Below are 16,317 nucleotides of genomic sequence, written 5' to 3' on the forward strand. Positions count from 1 at the left end.
TCTAAAAAAAAAAGAGTGCGATAACGCACTCTTAATGTTAATGTTTACAAAAGATTAGCTTTTAAATAGTTGCTAAAATGTTATTCAATGTAGTATTTGGTCTCATCGCCTTATTGGCTAACTCTTCTGTTGGTAGGTAGTAACCTCCAATATTTGTAGTTGTACCTTGAATTTCATTTAACTCTGCAACAATCTTAGTTTCGTTTTCTTTTAAGGCTTTTGCAACTTTTGTAAATGTAGCTTTTAACGCCTCATCTTTATTTTGTTTGGCTAAGTTTTCTGCCCAATATAAAGCTAAATAAAAATGACTACCTCTGTTATCTAATTCGCCAACTTTTCTAGAAGGAGACTTGTCATTGTCTAAAAAGGTATCGGTAGCATCATCTAAAGCTTCAGCTAAAATTAGTGCCTTTTCATTATTATTACTTGTACCTAAATGTTCTAAAGAAACGGCTAAGGCTAAAAATTCACCGAGAGAATCCCAACGTAAATGGTTTTCTTCTAAAAATTGTTGTACATGTTTAGGAGCAGAGCCACCAGCACCAGTTTCAAACAATCCACCACCATTCATTAAAGGAACGATAGAAAGCATTTTGGCAGAAGTTCCTACTTCTAGAATAGGAAAAAGATCTGTTAAGTAATCTCTCAATACGTTTCCGGAAACCGATATGGTATCTAAACCTTTTACAATTCTTTCTAAGGTAAATTGTGTAGCTTTTATAGGTGATAAAATTCGGATATCTAAACCTGTAGTGTCATGATTTGGTAAGTATGTTTTTACTTTTTTAATAATTTCTGCATCATGTGCTCTATTTTTGTCTAACCAAAAAACTGCAGGTGTATTGGATGCTTTTGCTCTGGTAACTGCCAATTTTACCCAATCTTGAATTGGCAAATCTTTAGTTTGGCACATTCTCCAAATATCCCCTTCTTCTACATCATGAGAAATTAATTTTTTACCATCGGTATTCAATACAACTACTTTACCAGCAGTTTTAATTTCAAAAGTTTTATCATGCGAGCCATATTCTTCTGCTTTTTGAGCCATTAAACCAACATTCGGAACAGTTCCCATTGTTGTTGGGTCAAAAGCACCATGTTTTTTACAAAAGTTTATAGTTGCTTCGTATATACCAGCATATGAACTATCAGGTATAATTGCTTTGGTATCTTGTAATTTTCCGTCTGCATTCCACATTTTACCAGATGTTCTAATCATTGCAGGCATAGAAGCATCAATAATTACATCCGATGGTACATGCAAGTTGGTAATCCCTTTATCTGAGTTTACCATAGCTAGTTCTGGCCCATGATCTAATGCGTATCTAATATCTTTTCTAATTTCATCTCTTTTTTCTTTTGGTAATTCGTTTAATTTATTCAAAAGATTTCCAAGGCCATTATTTACATCTACCCCAATTTTCTGAAAAGTTTTACCGTGTTTTTTAAATAAATCGCTAAAAAATACTCGTACCGCATGACCAAAAATAATTGGGTCACTAACTTTCATCATAGTTGCTTTCATGTGTAACGAAAACAAGGTATTGTTGTCTAAAGCATCTTCATACTGTTCTTCCAAAAAGCTAATTAAAGCTTTTTTATTCATAACAGTTGCATCAATAATTTCACCTGCTAACAAGTTTAAATTTTCTTTTAAAATTGTTTTTTCTCCATTTTTCGAAATATGAACAATACTTACAGAAGTTGCATTTTGTGTAGTTATAGATTTTTCGTTGTGTGCGAAGTCTCCGTTACTCATTGTAGCAACATGTGTTTTTGAGTTTGCAGACCAAACTCCCATAGAATGAGGATTTTTTCTAGCGTAATTTTTAATAGCTTTCGGAGCTCTTCTGTCGGAGTTACCCTCTCTTAAAACAGGGTTTACAGCAGATCCTTTTACTTTGTTATAAAGATCAAGTACCTTTTTATCTTCCTCTGTTTTAACTTCATCAGGATAATTTGGGAGCTTAAAACCTTTTTCTTGTAATTCTGAAATTGCTTCTTTAAGTTGAGGAACAGAAGCACTTATATTTGGCAATTTTATAATGTTAGCTTCTGGTTGTTTTGCCAAATTTCCAAGAATTTCTAGGGCATTTTCTACTTGCTGATTTTCATTTAAATAGCTAGAGAAGTTTGCTAAAATTCTGGCAGCTAAAGAAATATCTTTAACTTCTATTGCTATATTTGATGTTTTTGTGAAAGCTTTTACAATTGGTAAAAAAGACCGTGTTGCCAATGCCGGCGCTTCGTCTGTTTTAGTATATACTATTTTAGCTATTTTACTCATTTGAATATTATTTTGTGTAATTGTACTGCTATTAAGACTTTCTGAATGAAATTCACTTTGCGAAAGTCAGCAAATTTAAGAATTAAATGTCATTTTACTGTTGCTAAATTCCTATAAATTAATTAGTTTTTTTTCATTATTGATAATATGCTGCTTTTATTGTAAATTTTATTAAAGAATAATTAATTTTACAGCGTAATTTTTGTTGTACGTTACTTTAGTAAACAAAAAAAGCGTTGTAAATGAATACAACGCTTTTTATAGTTTATGATTAAAAGACTATCTTCTTTTTTCAGTAATTCTAGCTTTTTTACCAGTAAGACCTCTAAAGTAAAAGATTCTAGCTCTTCTAACTTTTCCTCTTTTATTTACTTCAATTTTCTGGATTGAAGGTAAGTTTACAGGAAAAATTCTTTCTACACCTACTGTACCAGACATTTTTCTGATTGTAAAAGTTTCTGAAGCTCCTGAGCCTCTTCTTTGAATTACAACTCCTCTAAAAAACTGAGTACGTACTTTTTCACCTTCTCTAATTTCATAAAACACAGTAATAGTGTCTCCTGCAGCAAATTCTGCAAATTCTTTTTTTGTTACAAATTCGTCTTGTACAAATTTTACTAAAGATTCCATATCTTTTTATTTAATTGTTTTTGTAAAGCAACATTCACGATTTTTTCGTCAGAGGTTAATTTAGCGGTTGCAAAAATAGTACTTTTTTTTTGTTGATAAAATAAAAATGTGTCTAATTTTTCGGTTGGTAGTTTTCACAGTGATAAACCCAAAATTTTCGTGAAGGTTTTCCATTAATATCTATAATTATAGGTTCTATTTCTATAACTTTAGAGAAATAGAGTTTTAGCTTTTCTCGTTCTTTATTTAACTTATTAGAATTTTTAAAACGTTTGTCTGAATCTAAAAAGATAGCATTTTTACCTTTTAATGTAGTTAAGTTATCTCCTAAATAATCGAAATGTAATGCAGGTAATCCAATAATATTTTGAGCATAAACTTTGTCTTTCATAAAAAAGTTTAAACACGCACTTGTTTTGTAATTATCATTAGAAAATATAAAGGTATTACTGTGTTTTTTTTGAAGTTCTTCTGTTTTTGTAGCCAATTCTTTCCAGCCTACCCAAGTATCATCACTTTTTATTGGTATAAAATAAAATAAAATTTGTACCGCGAATAGTAGGTGAAAAACTATCGAAAACACCAATTGTGTTTTTATCATTTTTTTCGAAAAAAACATTGCAGCTAACACTATTCCGCTTATATATGAGGGCATTAGCCAATTTAATTTAACCCAATAAATTGGTGTAATACTTAAAAAACCAATAAATGTTGGTATAAAAAAAGCTAAAAGAAATAGAGTTTTAGAACTTGGAAATTTAAATCTTGTAAAAACTCTTTTTATGTATTTAAATGTAAAAAGTATAAAAGTTATAAATAATACAGGTAATAATAGGAATAATTGATGGCCAATAGCTCCTAAGAAATTGGTGGGCGAAATTTCAAACTTCGAAATGCTATTTGTTCTTTCAGAAGATTGAAATGCAAAAGAGGCAAACTCGTTTTGATAATTCCAATACCATACAGGAAAAGTTATTATTACCGATGTTATAATGCCTAGCCATAACCATGGCGAGATAATTAGTTTTCTATATCTATTAGAAATTAATATAAAGCCTATCAAGCCTATTTGCAATAAAAGTGCTGTATATTTACTATTAAAAGCGAGTCCCATGGCAATTCCTGCTACTATAAAAAACCATTTTTTTTCTTCAAAAATAGCTTTGTAAAGCGCAATTATGCTTAAAGTCCAGAAAAGTAATAGTGGAACATCTGGTGTCGAGTTAAAAGAAAGTATCGAAATAAATAGGGTAGAGACCAGTAATATGATGGCAATTTCTTGCCTTTTTTTTGATAAAAAGTAACCAGATAATTTATAAAAGCTTAAAATAGTAAGTGATGTTATAACGAAATCTGCAAATTTTACTACAAATACGGTGCTACCAAAAACTTCTGTAAAAGCCCTTAAAATGTAACCTATCATTCCGGGATGATCAAAATAAGATAAAGATAAATTTTGACCGTATAAATAATAATAAGCGTCTTGTGGCATTAATCCCATAAAGGGAAGTAAAAGCAATCGAAATAATTGAAAGCCCATTACCCAAGAAATTGCACTGTTATTTTTAATAAACTGAATCATGGTATTTAAAAGAGGTAAAGTTTATGATTTTCAAATTAATCTTCTAGTAAATCGGGCCTAATTTCCTTTGTTCTTTTATATGCCTGATCGCTTCTCCAGTCATCAATTTTAGGAAAATTACCAGAAAGTAATATTTCAGGTACTTTATTGCCTTCATAGTCTGCAGGTCTTGTATATACTGGTGGCGATAATAGGTTGTCTTGAAAAGAGTCTGTAAGTGCAGATTGTTCATCTCCAATTACACCTGGAATTAAGCGAACAATAGCATCTACTAAAACCGCTGCAGCGAGTTCTCCTCCTGTTAGTACATAATCTCCAATAGAAATTTCTTTTGTGATAAATAATTCTCTAATTCTTTGGTCTACACCTTTGTAATGTCCTGTTAAAATTAGTATATTTTCTTTTAAAGATAATGTATTTGCGGTTGTTTGATTCAGGGTCTTTGCATCGGGAGTCATGTAAATTATTTCGTCATACACTCTTTCGGATTGTAGTTTTTTAATACAATTTGCAATTGGTTCAATCATCATTACCATTCCTGCTCCGCCGCCAAATTGGGTGTCGTCTATTTGTTTATAATTACCTAAACCGTATTTTCTTAAATCGTGAATTACTATTTCTGCCAATCCTTTTTCTTTGGCTCTTTTTACAATAGAGTGGTTAAACGGACTCTCTAATAAATCGGGAACTACTGAAATAATGTCTATGCGCATTTTGCAAAGTTACTGTTTTGTTTTTTTTATTCAACAATTAATGTAAATGGAAAATTGAAGGAACTATTCACATTTTTACCTAATTGTTTTGCAGGTTCAAGTTTTGGTAAAGTAAGTAAAATTCTTTTTATTTCATAAATAATAGCCATGTGTACGTTTTTTACTTCTACATCATCAATAGTGCCTTGAGTATTTATTTTAAAAGAAACCCAAATTCTTTTTCTTCCCTTTGGGTAGCCTAAAAGTTTAGGTAAATCGCTATTAAACTTTCTTATAAAATGCATTTGAATATTTTTGCTTAAGCAGTTTCTTACCGCATCAATATCAGATGATTTTTCACATCCAGGAAAAATAGGTACTCTTTCAGAGGTAAGTTTAGTACTTGTTTTTACAATTGTTTTTCCGTTTTCAAAAGATAAAATTTGTAAGAAATATTGATTAAACTTTCTTGGATCTATAAAATGTAACTTTTTTATTGGATATTCTTCTAAAGCGTTAAATATCTTTTTTTCTAATTCTTTATTTCTAGCATTTGAAGATAAGAGTATTGGTTCCTTTAAGTTGTTTAATTGAAAATACACAAATAGCTTGCTCTCAATTCTGTTTAAATCAGCTTTTTCTATCCATTTTTCTGATATTTTGTTTCTTAAGTATGAAGAAAGCTCATTTTCAGTTGAAGGAACTCCAATTTGTTCTAAGTTCCTATATTTATCTGAATACGTGGGTTGTAGTCCTTTTTTTACTTTAATTCTAACATTATATAACACTTTTTTGGGTAAATTATTTACAGTAGCCACCTCTTTTATTTTGGGAAATATAGAAAGAGCTCTATCTATTTCTGCATTAAAAAAAGAAGGAACTTTAGAGTCTTTTTGATATAATTTCCCGTCTTTATCTATAACTATTTTAATAAAAAGAGTGGTTTCAATTTCACTTAACATTGTAAAATTAAGTGTATTATATAGGTGTTTTTCTATGGCAATATTTACACAGTCCTTTATGTCATCATAATAATTTAAATCATTACAATTGGTCATTACACTGGGAGTTTCTTCAATAATTTTTGAACTAACATTAAAAATGTTCTTGGTTCCTTTTTTAGAAATAATTTGAAGAGAGTATCTTTTTTTTCTATCTAGATTTTTAATGCCGAGTTTTTTTAAAGGATATTCTCTAAAGGAATTTAAGATAGCCTCACTTGTTTCTATAGTTTGGTAACCAGATATTTCAATTTCTGTGGGTTTTTTATCTGCATCAAGAGTAAAATGTAATGTTATTAGATTACTTTTTTTAGGGAATCGAATAGAGCGTAAATATTTCTTCTTTACTGTTTTAGAAAAGTGTTTTGCTAAATCGTTTTTTCTGTTGGGATTCGAAAACTGCTCATAGTTGAAGTTTTCTACTTGAGAAAAGCCGAAAAGGGAAGTGAAAATAATTGAAAAAGTTAGTACTAATCTAAGAGAAAGTTTCATAATTGATTTTTTACCAATGTACAAAAAAAATGAAAAGCTTTCATTTATCGTTAGAAGTAATGATTGTAATTTATTCTTCTGTACTTAAATGAAACAACGCATCTCCTTTGTTAACAATTGGTGTTTTATTGATGCAAAAAACATGACAATTAAATGGAGCATAAATATTTTTTTTAAACTCTCCAAAAGGATCCTGCACAACCCCTAAAATTTCTTTTTTCTTTACATAACTTCCGTTAGAAACTCTAATTTTTAGCATTCCGGAGTGGGAAGCACGTAACCATTTCGATTTTTTAACAAGAATTGGGGTTTCTCTAACAATACTTTCTCCTTCTATCATGCCAAGGTGGATAAGAACATTTCTAGTTCCCATTACTCCTTCATTTATAATTGTCGGATTTAGTTCTTTAGATTTTCCTCCTTCAAAAAGAAGTACAGTTTTGCCTAATTTTGTGAGTGTATCTCTTAATGACTTTGCTATATTTTTTGAGTAGACAATCATTGGTGGGTTAAATACTTTTGCCAATTCAAGCGCTTTTAAATCATTTTTGTCACATCGAATTTGAGCAATGTTGTCCCTTTCTCCACCACCAGTATGAAAGTCGATAATACAATCTACAAAAGGAGCAATTTTTTCTGAAAATTGATATGCAAACTGACTTGCTAAAGAGCCAGATAGCGTGCCTGGAAATACTCGGTTTAAATCTCTACCATCTGGAAATTCTCTAGTTTGTACTAAATACCCAAAAATATTAAATACAGGTATACAAATGATAGTTCCTTTTTTTGGTTTATTAAGACCAATATCAATAATTTCTCGAACTATTCCTACACCATTAGTTTCATCGCCATGTATGCCCGCTAACAACAGTACTACGGGTCCGGGTTTGTTAGATCGCTCTATTATAACCGGAACATTTACGGTGGTTCTAGTATGTAGTTTTGCAACTTTTAAATCGATAACAGTGCGTTTTCCTTCAGGAATTTCTTTTCCAAGAAGTACAAAAGGTTTACTCGACATGAATTTCTAAATAACGGATAATTTCTTTGGCAATATTTTTTCCTGTAGCAATTTCTATTCCTTCTAGCCCCGGAGATGAGTTTACTTCTAAAACTAGTGGTCCTTTAGATGATTGAAGCATATCTACACCTGCAACCCCTAAACCCAATGCTTTTGTAGCTTTTAATGCTGTTTTTTCTTCTTCGTCTGTTAACTCTATAACAGTGGCATTACCACCTCTATGCAAGTTCGAACGAAACTCGCCATCTTTACCTTGTCTTTTCATAGCGCCAACTACTTTACCATCTACCACAAAAGCCCTAATATCTGCACCACCAGCTTCTTTAATAAACTCTTGAGCAATTACTCTTGCGCCCAGTCCATTAAAGGCTTCTAGCACAGAGGTTGCTGCATTTTTAGTTTCTGCTAAAACAACACCTAAACCCTGAGTTCCTTCCAATAATTTTAAAATTAAAGGAGCTCCACCAACAGAGGCTACAACATGTTCCACTTCTTTGGTGTAATTGGTAAACACTGTTTTTGGTAAGCCAACACCAGCTCTAGCTAAAATTTGTAGGCTGCTTAATTTATCTCTCGACTTTACCAAAGCTTGTGAGGTAACTGAAGTAAAAACTTTCATCATTTCAAACTGCCTAATAACTGCAGTTCCGTAGAAAGTAACTGAAGCACCAATTCTAGGAATAATGGCATCTATATTTTCTAAATACTCACCTTTATAAAAAATTTTAGGAGCTCTTTTCTCAATTTCTATGTTGCATTTTAAATGATCTACAACCAGCACTTCGTGCTTTCTTTTTTGAGCAGCTTCTACAAGTCTTCTTGTTGAGTATAGTTTTGGGTTTCTAGATAAAATTACAATTCTCATTATTCTTGGTGTTTTAAATGGTAGGATAGATTTTTTTTAGTGGTGTCTATCACAAATTTTTTGTTCAGAAATTTTCTACCTAATAAAATAGGAAATTTCATGTTTTTTCGTTCTGTTAATGTTAAATAAATGTCATTTTTTTTGTTAAACATGATAATTTCTGTTAGAATTCTAAAGCGTCTTTCAGAAATGCCGTTCGAACTTTTTACTATTTTAAAGGTATAATCATTCGTGATAAATTCTTTATTATTATAAAGAGTGTGTGCTGGGTCTAACAATGTAAATTTTAGTTGTTTCTTATTGTTTACTTCAATTTCTTCAATATTTGTACAATGAATTGAAGATGTGTAAGCACCAGAATCTATCTTAACATCAATATTTTCTAGTAAGAATTCAGGAAAATCTGCCTTATCTTCTCTACCAATTGTAATTTTCATTTGTAAAATTTATCAGGAGTAAAATTAGGGATACTATTTGACTTACAATAAAATTTTAGTTACAATTTTAAAACAGCAGCTTCTGCACACCTTTCTCCATCCATGGCTGCAGAAACTATACCACCTGCATATCCACCGCCTTCGCCACAAGGAAAAAGTCCTTCAATTTCTGTATGTTCTAGGTTTTCTTTTCTTGGAATATTTACTGGTGATGATGTGCGAGATTCAACCCCAACAATATTTGCTTCATTTGTTAAATAACCATGCATTTTATTGCCAAATCCTACAAATCCTTTTCGCAATCTACTGCCAATTATTTTTGGAAGTAAAGAGTGTAATGGGGCAGATTTCAATCCAGGTTGATAGGATGTTTCATTTAAAGATGAAGATAATTTGCCATCAACAAAATCGACAAGCTTTTGTGCTGGTGCGGTTTGAGTTCTGCCGCCAGCATGAAAAGCAATTTTTTCTAAGTCTTTTTGAAAAGCCAACCCTTTTAGCGCTCCAAATTTTTCGTACTTTTTAAAGTCTCTATTAATATCTAATTCTACAACAATTCCAGAATTTGCAAATTTATTATTTCTTCGAGAAGGAGACATTCCATTTACCACAACCTCTCCATTTGCAGTTGCTGCAGGTACAATAAAACCGCCAGGACACATGCAAAAAGAATACACACCTCTGTTGTTTACCTGTTGTACTAGACTGTATGCAGCAGCAGGTAAAAGTTCATCGCGCTTTGTTGAGCAATGATATTGAATTTGGTCTATTATTTCTTGCGGATGTTCTACACGAACTCCCATTGCAAAAGATTTTGCTTTTAGGGCAATGTTTTTTTTATGTAAAAGCTCATATATATCTCTTGCAGAATGTCCGGTTGCCAAAATAACTGCATTCACAGTCATTTCTGTTCCGTTTTCTAATTGTATTGCTTTTAGTTTATTATCTTTGATACTAAAGTCTACTACTTTTGTATTAAAGTGAATTTCTCCACCGAACTTTAAAATATTTTCTCGAATATTTGCAATTATTTTAGGAAGCTTATTAGTTCCAATATGTGGATGAGCATCTACTAAAATTTGTTCGGTGGCTCCATGAAATACTAAATTCTCGAAAATTCTTCGAACATCTCCTCTTTTTAATGAACGTGTATAAAGTTTACCGTCAGAATAGGTGCCGGCACCGCCTTCTCCAAAGCAATAGTTAGAATTCTCATGAACTATATGGTCTTGATTAATTGCTTTTAGGTCTCTTCTTCTTTCTTGTACATTTTTACCACGTTCTAAAACAATGGGCTTAAAACCAAGTTCTATACATCTTAGCGCAGCATACATTCCTGCTGGTCCGAACCCAATAATATGAACCTCTTTCGCATTTGTTACCTCTTTATAATCAAAAGAATAATCAGATTTTTCTGGAACTTTTTCGTTTATATAAACGGCTACTTTATAATTTAAGATGATGTCTTTTTTTCGGGCATCAATAGATTTTCTAAGAACTTTAACCGCAGTTATGTCACTTTTGTCAATTTTAAGAGCCTTAGAAGCTTTGTAAAGCAATATGTTTTCTTTGCGTTCTTCTACCAGATTTACGCGAAGCTGAATTTCTTGCACCATTTTGCAAAAGTAATTAAATTAAACAGTATTTAAACTTTAAATAAAAAGGATTAATTTTAGTGTAAGCTAGCTTTAATCATTCGTTTATTGCCTGCAAAATCCTTGCGTAGTTCAATGTTTCGAAACCCTTTTTTTTTGAGCATTTCTTTAGTTTCTTTACCTAAATATTGATTTATTTCAAAGAATAGGAATCCAGATTTTTCTAAATATTTTAATGCTAAATCGGCTATTTTTTCATAAAAAATAAGTGGTTTGTCATCAGCAACAAAAAGTGCTAAGTGTGGTTCATTTTCTAACACATTATTTTGAATCTCTTTTTTTTCTTGCTCTCTTACATATGGTGGGTTAGAGACTATTATATTAAATTTTTGTGTCAATTCTTCTGTTTTTAGAATGTCTAATTCTTCAAAATGAACTGTAACATTATTTATAATGGCATTTTTTTTAGCAATGTCTAATGCTTTTTTAGACACATCTACTGCATAAATAATGCTATTTTTAGTGTTTTTTGCCAATGATATAGAAATGCAACCTGAACCAGTGCCTACGTCTAAAATACTAACTTTTTTATTATTTGATGCCGTTATTTTTTGTGATATTTCAGCAACCCAAGAAACCAATTCTTCTGTTTCAGGTCTGGGTATTAGGGTATTTTTATTCACTATAAATGGGTATCCATAAAACTCTGTTTTACCTAAAATATATTGTATCGGTTCTTCATTTAAAAGCCTGTCTGTAATGATGTTTAGAGTGTTTAAATTTTCTTTATCAACGAAGAAATCGCTATTTAATACGGCGTCAATTCTTTTCATAGAAAGAATATCTTCTAAAAGTATAGTGAAAAAGCTTTCAATTTCTGTAGAAGGATATTTGGCTGCTAAACTGCTAAAAAAAAATATTTTAAAATCGCTTAATTTCATAGGCTGTAGAGATGGTACACTTACTGTAATTTTTTAATCATCCATACATTACAGGAATAATGACCTGTGTTTCCCATGGGATTGTCTAAATTTAAAAAGCCATTTTTTTTGTAGAGCTTTACAGCATCTGTCATAAAAGGTAATGTTTCTAAGTAGCAGCTTTTAAAACCAAATTTTTTAGCTTCTTGCAAACATTTGTTTATTAGTTCTGTTCCCAATCCGCGCCCTCTTGCAATGGGTAAGAAGTACATTTTTTGAAGTTCGCAAATATTTTTGTCCTCTCCGTCTAATTGAGCAATACCTGCACCACCAACAACTTTATTTTGATGTTCCAATACAAAATAACATTTATTTTTGCCTTGGTAAGTCTCAAACATTTTGTCTGTTGCTTGGTCTTCATAGGCAGTGCCAATTTTAGGAGCTCCCATTTCTAAAATAACACTTCTTATTACTTCAGAAAGCGCTTTGTTGTCGGAAGGTTTTATTTCTCTGATTATAAAATTTTCACTTGTCATTAATTCCCTTATTTTTGCAGGAGCAAGTTAGCTAATTTTTTACTGTTTTCTCATGAAAAAAAACGTCTATTTTTTACCAATTTTATTATTTTTTTTAGGGTGCTCTGTTTCAAAGCAACCTATTTTTTTAAAGGTAGATGAAGTGCAATTGGTGTCATTTAATTCAGATTCTATTCATTTTCGGGCTGCTGCTTTCTTTGAAAATCCGAATGTTGTTGGAGGAGAAATTACTACAGATAATTTAAGGGTATTTGTAAATGGAGTAGAAGTGGCTCAGGTATTTTCTGATACATTTAAAATTCCTGCCAAAAATGAATTTTCAATTCCTTTAAAAGTAGTTATACCAACAAGAAAAATCACAAGTAATACAAATGGAGGAGTTTTAGGAGGTTTATTAAATGCGGTATTAAAAAAATCAATTTCTATGGAGTTTAAAGGGAATTTAAAATATAAGGTTTTAGGTTTTTCTAAAATGTTTGAAGTTTCAGAAAAAAAAGAAGTACATTTTTAATGATGAAAGAACAAGATTTTTTTATGCAGCGATGTTTGCAGTTAGCTAAAAACGGAATCGGAAAAACTCGTCCGAATCCTTCTGTAGGCGCTGTTATTGTTCATGAAAACTTAATTATTGCCGAAGGTTTTACTTCGCCATTTGGCGGCAATCATGCAGAGGTAAATGCTATAGAATCAGTAAAGAATAAATCGATTTTAAAACAGGCAACAATTTATGTAACATTAGAGCCTTGTGCACATTATGGCAACACACCACCTTGTGCAGATTTATTGGTAAAACATCAATTTAAAAAAGTAGTTATTGGTTGTTTAGATACCAACGCGCTGGTTGCTGGTAAAGGAGTAGCACGTTTAAAAGCTGCTGGTATTGATGTTATTCTTGGTGTAATGGAGACTGAATGTAAAGAACACCATAAGCGCTTTTTTACTGTCCAAAATAAAAAAAGACCTTTTGTAATTTTAAAATGGGCAGTTTCAAAAGATGGGTTTATTGCTCCGTTACAGAAAAATGAACGAAAATCTATATTTATTTCTAATGAATATTCTAGGCAAATTGTTCATAAATTAAGAAGTAAAGAGCATGCCATTTTAGTTGGCACAAATACTGTTTTAGATGACAATCCTTCATTGGATGTAAGAAGTTGGTTTGGAGAAAATCCTGTGCGTATTATTTTAGATCAACATTTAAAAATACCACATAATAGTTTGGTTTATAATGGTTCTGTAAAAACAATTTTCATCATAAAAAACAGCAAAGAAAACGAATTGAAAGTTGCTAAACTCTTATCTAAAAGAATTAGTAATATTTGTTTCGAAACTATAGATTTTACTCAGAATGTTGCAGTTGAAGTTTGTAATATTTTACAAAAGCATGCAATACAGTCTATAATTATCGAAGGAGGCTCGCAAACATTGCAAACATTTATACATGCAAATATTTGGGATGAAGCACATGTTTTTAGAAGTAATTTAGTTTTAACAGAAGGTGTTAAACAGCCTATTTTGAATGGTTTATTTAGTTCACAAAACATTAATGATGATGTTTTAAAAATATACAAAAATGATTAAAAATATCATCTTCGATTTCGGAGATATCTTTATAAATTTAGATAAAGAAGGTACCTATAAGGCAATGGCAAAATTAGGAGTTTCTGCCATAACCGAAGATATGATAAAGGTGTATCATGCCTATGAAAAAGGACAAATTTCAACGAGTGATTTTATTAATTTTTACCAACTAAAATTTCCTAATATTTCTAAAGAAGATTTAGTAGCTGCATGGAATTGTATATTACTAGATTTTCCTCCAAAACGTCTTTCTTTTTTAAAAGAACTTCAAAAGACAAATAAATACAGGCTTTTTTTATTGAGTAATACCAATGATTTGCATATTTCTTGGATTCAAGAAAATTGGGGTATGAATTTGTATAATGAGTTTAAAAATTGCTTTGAACAATTTTACTTGTCTCACCAAATTCATTTTCGAAAGCCAGACAAAGAAATATATGAGTTTGTGTTACAAGAAAATAACTTATTGGCTTCTGAAACTTTGTTTATAGATGATTTAAAAGAAAACACAGATAGTGCAAAAAAGGTAGGCTTAAAAACATGGCATCTTATACCAGGTTTAGAGGATGTTACTGAGTTATTTAACAAAAACTATTTATAATTTTGATTTTTCTACTGTTAAGCATTCTCTTTTCAACGGGTTTATTTGTTATTTTTAAATATTTTGGTATTTATAAAATTGACGTTTTAAAAGCAATTTTTGTAAATTATATCGTTGCCTTTTCTATGGGTTTTTTACTCGCGGAAAGAAAAATACCTATTTCAGAAATTTATTTACAACCTTGGTTTTCGGGTGCATTGGTTTTGGGACTATTATTTATTTCTGTTTTTTTTGTAATGGCAATAACAGCTCAAAAAAACGGAGTATCTGTTACCTCAATCGCAGGAAAAATGTCTGTAGTAGTGCCTGTTTTTTTTGGAATTTTACTTTACAATGAATCCGTAACATTTTTAAAAATTATTGGAATTTTAATTGCTCTACTAGCAGTTTACCTATCTTCTGTAAAGAAAGAAAAAAGAGAGAGTAACGGAACATTATTTTTTCCGATTTTACTTTTCTTGGGTTCGGGTGCAATAGATACACTTTTGAAGTACATTCAAGTAACACATGTAGATGATAGAGACATTTCTATTTTTTCTGGAAGTTTATTTGGTATTGCGGCCGTTTTTGGATTTACAATTTTAACCTTTAAGTACCTCAAAAAAAAAGAAGCTTTTGGCTGGAAAAATATTTTGGCTGGTGTTGTTTTAGGGGTTCCTAACTATTATTCTATCATTTTTTTAATAAAAGCGTTGCAAAATAAAAATTTCGAAAGCTCTACATTATTTACCATAAATAATGTTGCTATTGTTATTGTATCCACATTAGTGGGGATATTTATGTTTAAAGAAACCTTTAGTCTACAAAATAAAATAGGTGTATTTCTTGCAATTATTGGTATTCTTTTGGTAAGTATTGCTTGATTTATTAAAAGTTTTAATTTTTATATTTTTTTAATGAAAGAAGACGCATATAAAACCATAGAAAAACCCTCAGAAGAAACCCTTTTTAAAGAAAAAGGAAGTAAGTTTTTCGGGTATGCATTTCCGATTAAAGCAGAAGATGATGTAAAAGAACTTTTAGAGTTGTTGCAAAAAAAACATCATACAGCAAGGCACTTTTGTTACGCTTATCAATTAGGAGTAGAACAAACTAAATATAGGGTAAACGACGATGGAGAACCCAATAAATCTGCAGGTTTGCCAATTTATGGACAAATACAGTCTTTTGGAGTTACCAATGTTTTGGTGGTTTCTGTGCGCTATTTTGGTGGAACAAAATTAGGTGTTGGCGGACTCATAAGTGCTTATAAAAACTCTGCTAAATTAGCTTTAGAAGCATCAGAAATTTTAGAGAGAACGATTAATATAAATTTTGAATTATCGTTTAATTACGATTTGATGAATGTTGTTCAAAGAGTTATCAAAGAGAACAATATTTCGATAATATCTCAGCAATTAGAAATGGATTGCAAGTATATTATTGAAGTACGAAAAAATAAAGCAGCTGCTATTTTTAAAATTTTAGAAGCTATCTATCAGCTAGAAGTAAAATTAGTAAAAAAATAGTTATTTTAATAGCTTTAAAAGAGCATCCGGGCATTTTACTGGTTTTTTAGTTTTGGCATCTAAAAAAGCCAATTCGGTATTGCCAGTACATATTAATTCGTTGTGCTCATTTGTAATTTCATAGTCGAAAGAAATTTTAACCAAAGGTCTTTTTTTTAGGCTAGTTTTTATAGTTAAAACTTCATCATAATAAGCAGATTTTAAATATTTTATATCTAATGAAATAACAGGTAAGATTATTCCATTTATTTCCATATATTTGTATGCAACCCCCAGCGAGCGTAACCACTCTGTTCTGCCCATTTCAAAGTATTGGGCGTAATTACCATGATAAACAACGCCCATTTGGTCGGTTTCAGAATAACGAATTCTTGTTTTTGTAAAAGAATATTTTTGTTGCATTTATAAAATTTGTAAGTTGGGTATTTTACGCAAAAAATAATTAATAATCAATAGCAAATTGATTTTTTTTTACTGAATTTTATTCACATTTTTGTGCATCCTAACATAAATGTCTAGAACATTATTTTTTAGATTATTTTATTAACCTATTAGTACCAATAACAAAA

General features: G+C 30.7%; 17 protein-coding genes. 5 read left to right on the forward strand and 12 right to left on the reverse strand.

The window, feature by feature from the left end; genetic code table 11:
* Positions 1–61: 61 nt before the first annotated feature.
* The 11 genes from WHD54_RS11740 to WHD54_RS11790 all read right to left on the reverse strand — a co-directional run bounded on the left by WHD54_RS11740 (position 62) and on the right by WHD54_RS11790 (position 12,058).
* Positions 62–2,287: an NADP-dependent isocitrate dehydrogenase gene (locus WHD54_RS11740; RefSeq protein WP_088324889.1), complete on the reverse strand. Its 2,226-nt coding sequence runs from the start codon at positions 2,285–2,287 to the stop codon at positions 62–64.
* A gap of 279 nt (positions 2,288–2,566) precedes the next feature.
* Entirely contained in the window at positions 2,567–2,917 is a 351-nt protein-coding gene (gene rplS / locus WHD54_RS11745) for a 50S ribosomal protein L19 (protein ID WP_088324888.1), read from the reverse strand.
* Positions 2,918–3,029: 112 nt separating this feature from the next.
* Entirely contained in the window at positions 3,030–4,499 is a 1,470-nt protein-coding gene (locus WHD54_RS11750; RefSeq protein ID WP_088324887.1) for a glycosyltransferase family 39 protein, read from the reverse strand.
* Positions 4,500–4,534: 35 nt separating this feature from the next.
* Positions 4,535–5,212: a tRNA (guanosine(37)-N1)-methyltransferase TrmD gene (gene trmD / locus WHD54_RS11755; protein WP_088324886.1), complete on the reverse strand. Its 678-nt coding sequence runs from the start codon at positions 5,210–5,212 to the stop codon at positions 4,535–4,537.
* A 26-nt stretch (positions 5,213–5,238) separates the two neighbouring features.
* Complete coding sequence (locus tag WHD54_RS11760) at positions 5,239–6,684, reverse strand: hypothetical protein (protein ID WP_088324885.1); 1,446 nt, start codon at positions 6,682–6,684, stop codon at positions 5,239–5,241.
* 70 nt (positions 6,685–6,754) lie between these two features.
* A complete protein-coding gene (locus WHD54_RS11765; protein WP_088324884.1) occupies positions 6,755–7,705 on the reverse strand; it encodes a succinylglutamate desuccinylase/aspartoacylase family protein in 951 nt (316 codons plus the stop codon).
* Positions 7,695–8,570 carry a 30S ribosomal protein S6--L-glutamate ligase gene (gene rimK / locus WHD54_RS11770; RefSeq protein ID WP_088324883.1) on the reverse strand — a complete coding sequence of 292 codons (876 nt, stop codon included), beginning with the start codon at positions 8,568–8,570 and terminating at the stop codon, positions 7,695–7,697. The genes WHD54_RS11765 and rimK overlap by 11 nt, the downstream gene beginning before the upstream one ends.
* Positions 8,570–9,007, reverse strand: a complete 438-nt coding sequence (locus WHD54_RS11775) for an ATP-dependent zinc protease (RefSeq protein WP_088324882.1) — start codon at positions 9,005–9,007, stop codon at positions 8,570–8,572. The genes rimK and WHD54_RS11775 overlap by 1 nt, the downstream gene beginning before the upstream one ends.
* A gap of 59 nt (positions 9,008–9,066) precedes the next feature.
* Positions 9,067–10,623, reverse strand: a complete 1,557-nt coding sequence (locus tag WHD54_RS11780; protein WP_088324881.1) for an NAD(P)/FAD-dependent oxidoreductase — start codon at positions 10,621–10,623, stop codon at positions 9,067–9,069.
* 56 nt (positions 10,624–10,679) lie between these two features.
* The gene (gene prmC, locus WHD54_RS11785; RefSeq protein ID WP_088324880.1) at positions 10,680–11,543 is read right to left on the reverse strand and encodes a peptide chain release factor N(5)-glutamine methyltransferase; all 864 of its coding nucleotides are present in this window, start codon (positions 11,541–11,543) and stop codon (positions 10,680–10,682) included.
* Between the two features lie 20 nt (positions 11,544–11,563).
* Complete coding sequence (locus tag WHD54_RS11790; RefSeq protein ID WP_088324879.1) at positions 11,564–12,058, reverse strand: GNAT family N-acetyltransferase; 495 nt, start codon at positions 12,056–12,058, stop codon at positions 11,564–11,566.
* A 52-nt stretch (positions 12,059–12,110) separates the two neighbouring features.
* Here WHD54_RS11790 and WHD54_RS11795 point away from each other — a divergent pair, with 52 nt between their 5' ends.
* The 5 genes from WHD54_RS11795 to WHD54_RS11815 are packed head-to-tail and all read left to right on the forward strand — an operon-like array spanning position 12,111 to position 15,748.
* Entirely contained in the window at positions 12,111–12,569 is a 459-nt protein-coding gene (locus tag WHD54_RS11795) for an LEA type 2 family protein (protein WP_088324878.1), read from the forward strand.
* Entirely contained in the window at positions 12,569–13,639 is a 1,071-nt protein-coding gene (ribD, locus tag WHD54_RS11800; protein ID WP_317043161.1) for a bifunctional diaminohydroxyphosphoribosylaminopyrimidine deaminase/5-amino-6-(5-phosphoribosylamino)uracil reductase RibD, read from the forward strand. Before WHD54_RS11795 ends, ribD begins: the two co-directional genes overlap by 1 nt.
* On the forward strand, positions 13,632–14,240 hold the full coding sequence (locus WHD54_RS11805) for an HAD family hydrolase (RefSeq protein ID WP_088324876.1): 609 nt from the start codon (positions 13,632–13,634) through the stop codon (positions 14,238–14,240). Before ribD ends, WHD54_RS11805 begins: the two co-directional genes overlap by 8 nt.
* Positions 14,241–14,242: 2 nt before the next feature.
* Positions 14,243–15,103: a DMT family transporter gene (locus WHD54_RS11810; protein WP_088324875.1), complete on the forward strand. Its 861-nt coding sequence runs from the start codon at positions 14,243–14,245 to the stop codon at positions 15,101–15,103.
* 33 nt (positions 15,104–15,136) lie between these two features.
* The gene (locus WHD54_RS11815; RefSeq protein ID WP_088324874.1) at positions 15,137–15,748 is read left to right on the forward strand and encodes an IMPACT family protein; all 612 of its coding nucleotides are present in this window, start codon (positions 15,137–15,139) and stop codon (positions 15,746–15,748) included.
* Here WHD54_RS11815 and WHD54_RS11820 read toward each other — a convergent pair whose 3' ends face one another.
* A complete protein-coding gene (locus tag WHD54_RS11820) occupies positions 15,749–16,150 on the reverse strand; it encodes an acyl-CoA thioesterase (protein ID WP_088324873.1) in 402 nt (133 codons plus the stop codon).
* Positions 16,151–16,317: the final 167 nt, after the last annotated feature.

This window comes from Polaribacter tangerinus (genome assembly GCF_038024095.1).
GTDB lineage: Bacteria > Bacteroidota > Bacteroidia > Flavobacteriales > Flavobacteriaceae > Polaribacter > Polaribacter tangerinus.

What these genes read in the sequence shown, in the direction of transcription:
- WHD54_RS11740 (WP_088324889.1), bottom strand. Translation starts at nt 2,287, where the DNA reads ATGAGTAAAATAGCTAAAATAGTATATACTAAAACAGACGAAGCGCCG.
- rplS (WP_088324888.1), bottom strand. Translation starts at nt 2,917, where the DNA reads ATGGAATCTTTAGTAAAATTTGTACAAGACGAATTTGTAACAAAAAAA.
- WHD54_RS11750 (WP_088324887.1), bottom strand. Translation starts at nt 4,499, where the DNA reads ATGATTCAGTTTATTAAAAATAACAGTGCAATTTCTTGGGTAATGGGC.
- trmD (WP_088324886.1), bottom strand. Translation starts at nt 5,212, where the DNA reads ATGCGCATAGACATTATTTCAGTAGTTCCCGATTTATTAGAGAGTCCG.
- WHD54_RS11760 (WP_088324885.1), bottom strand. Translation starts at nt 6,684, where the DNA reads ATGAAACTTTCTCTTAGATTAGTACTAACTTTTTCAATTATTTTCACT.
- WHD54_RS11765 (WP_088324884.1), bottom strand. Translation starts at nt 7,705, where the DNA reads ATGTCGAGTAAACCTTTTGTACTTCTTGGAAAAGAAATTCCTGAAGGA.
- rimK (WP_088324883.1), bottom strand. Translation starts at nt 8,570, where the DNA reads ATGAGAATTGTAATTTTATCTAGAAACCCAAAACTATACTCAACAAGA.
- WHD54_RS11775 (WP_088324882.1), bottom strand. Translation starts at nt 9,007, where the DNA reads ATGAAAATTACAATTGGTAGAGAAGATAAGGCAGATTTTCCTGAATTC.
- WHD54_RS11780 (WP_088324881.1), bottom strand. Translation starts at nt 10,623, where the DNA reads ATGGTGCAAGAAATTCAGCTTCGCGTAAATCTGGTAGAAGAACGCAAA.
- prmC (WP_088324880.1), bottom strand. Translation starts at nt 11,543, where the DNA reads ATGAAATTAAGCGATTTTAAAATATTTTTTTTTAGCAGTTTAGCAGCC.
- WHD54_RS11790 (WP_088324879.1), bottom strand. Translation starts at nt 12,058, where the DNA reads ATGACAAGTGAAAATTTTATAATCAGAGAAATAAAACCTTCCGACAAC.
- WHD54_RS11795 (WP_088324878.1), top strand. Translation starts at nt 12,111, where the DNA reads ATGAAAAAAAACGTCTATTTTTTACCAATTTTATTATTTTTTTTAGGG.
- ribD (WP_317043161.1), top strand. Translation starts at nt 12,569, where the DNA reads ATGATGAAAGAACAAGATTTTTTTATGCAGCGATGTTTGCAGTTAGCT.
- WHD54_RS11805 (WP_088324876.1), top strand. Translation starts at nt 13,632, where the DNA reads ATGATTAAAAATATCATCTTCGATTTCGGAGATATCTTTATAAATTTA.
- WHD54_RS11815 (WP_088324874.1), top strand. Translation starts at nt 15,137, where the DNA reads ATGAAAGAAGACGCATATAAAACCATAGAAAAACCCTCAGAAGAAACC.
- WHD54_RS11820 (WP_088324873.1), bottom strand. Translation starts at nt 16,150, where the DNA reads ATGCAACAAAAATATTCTTTTACAAAAACAAGAATTCGTTATTCTGAA.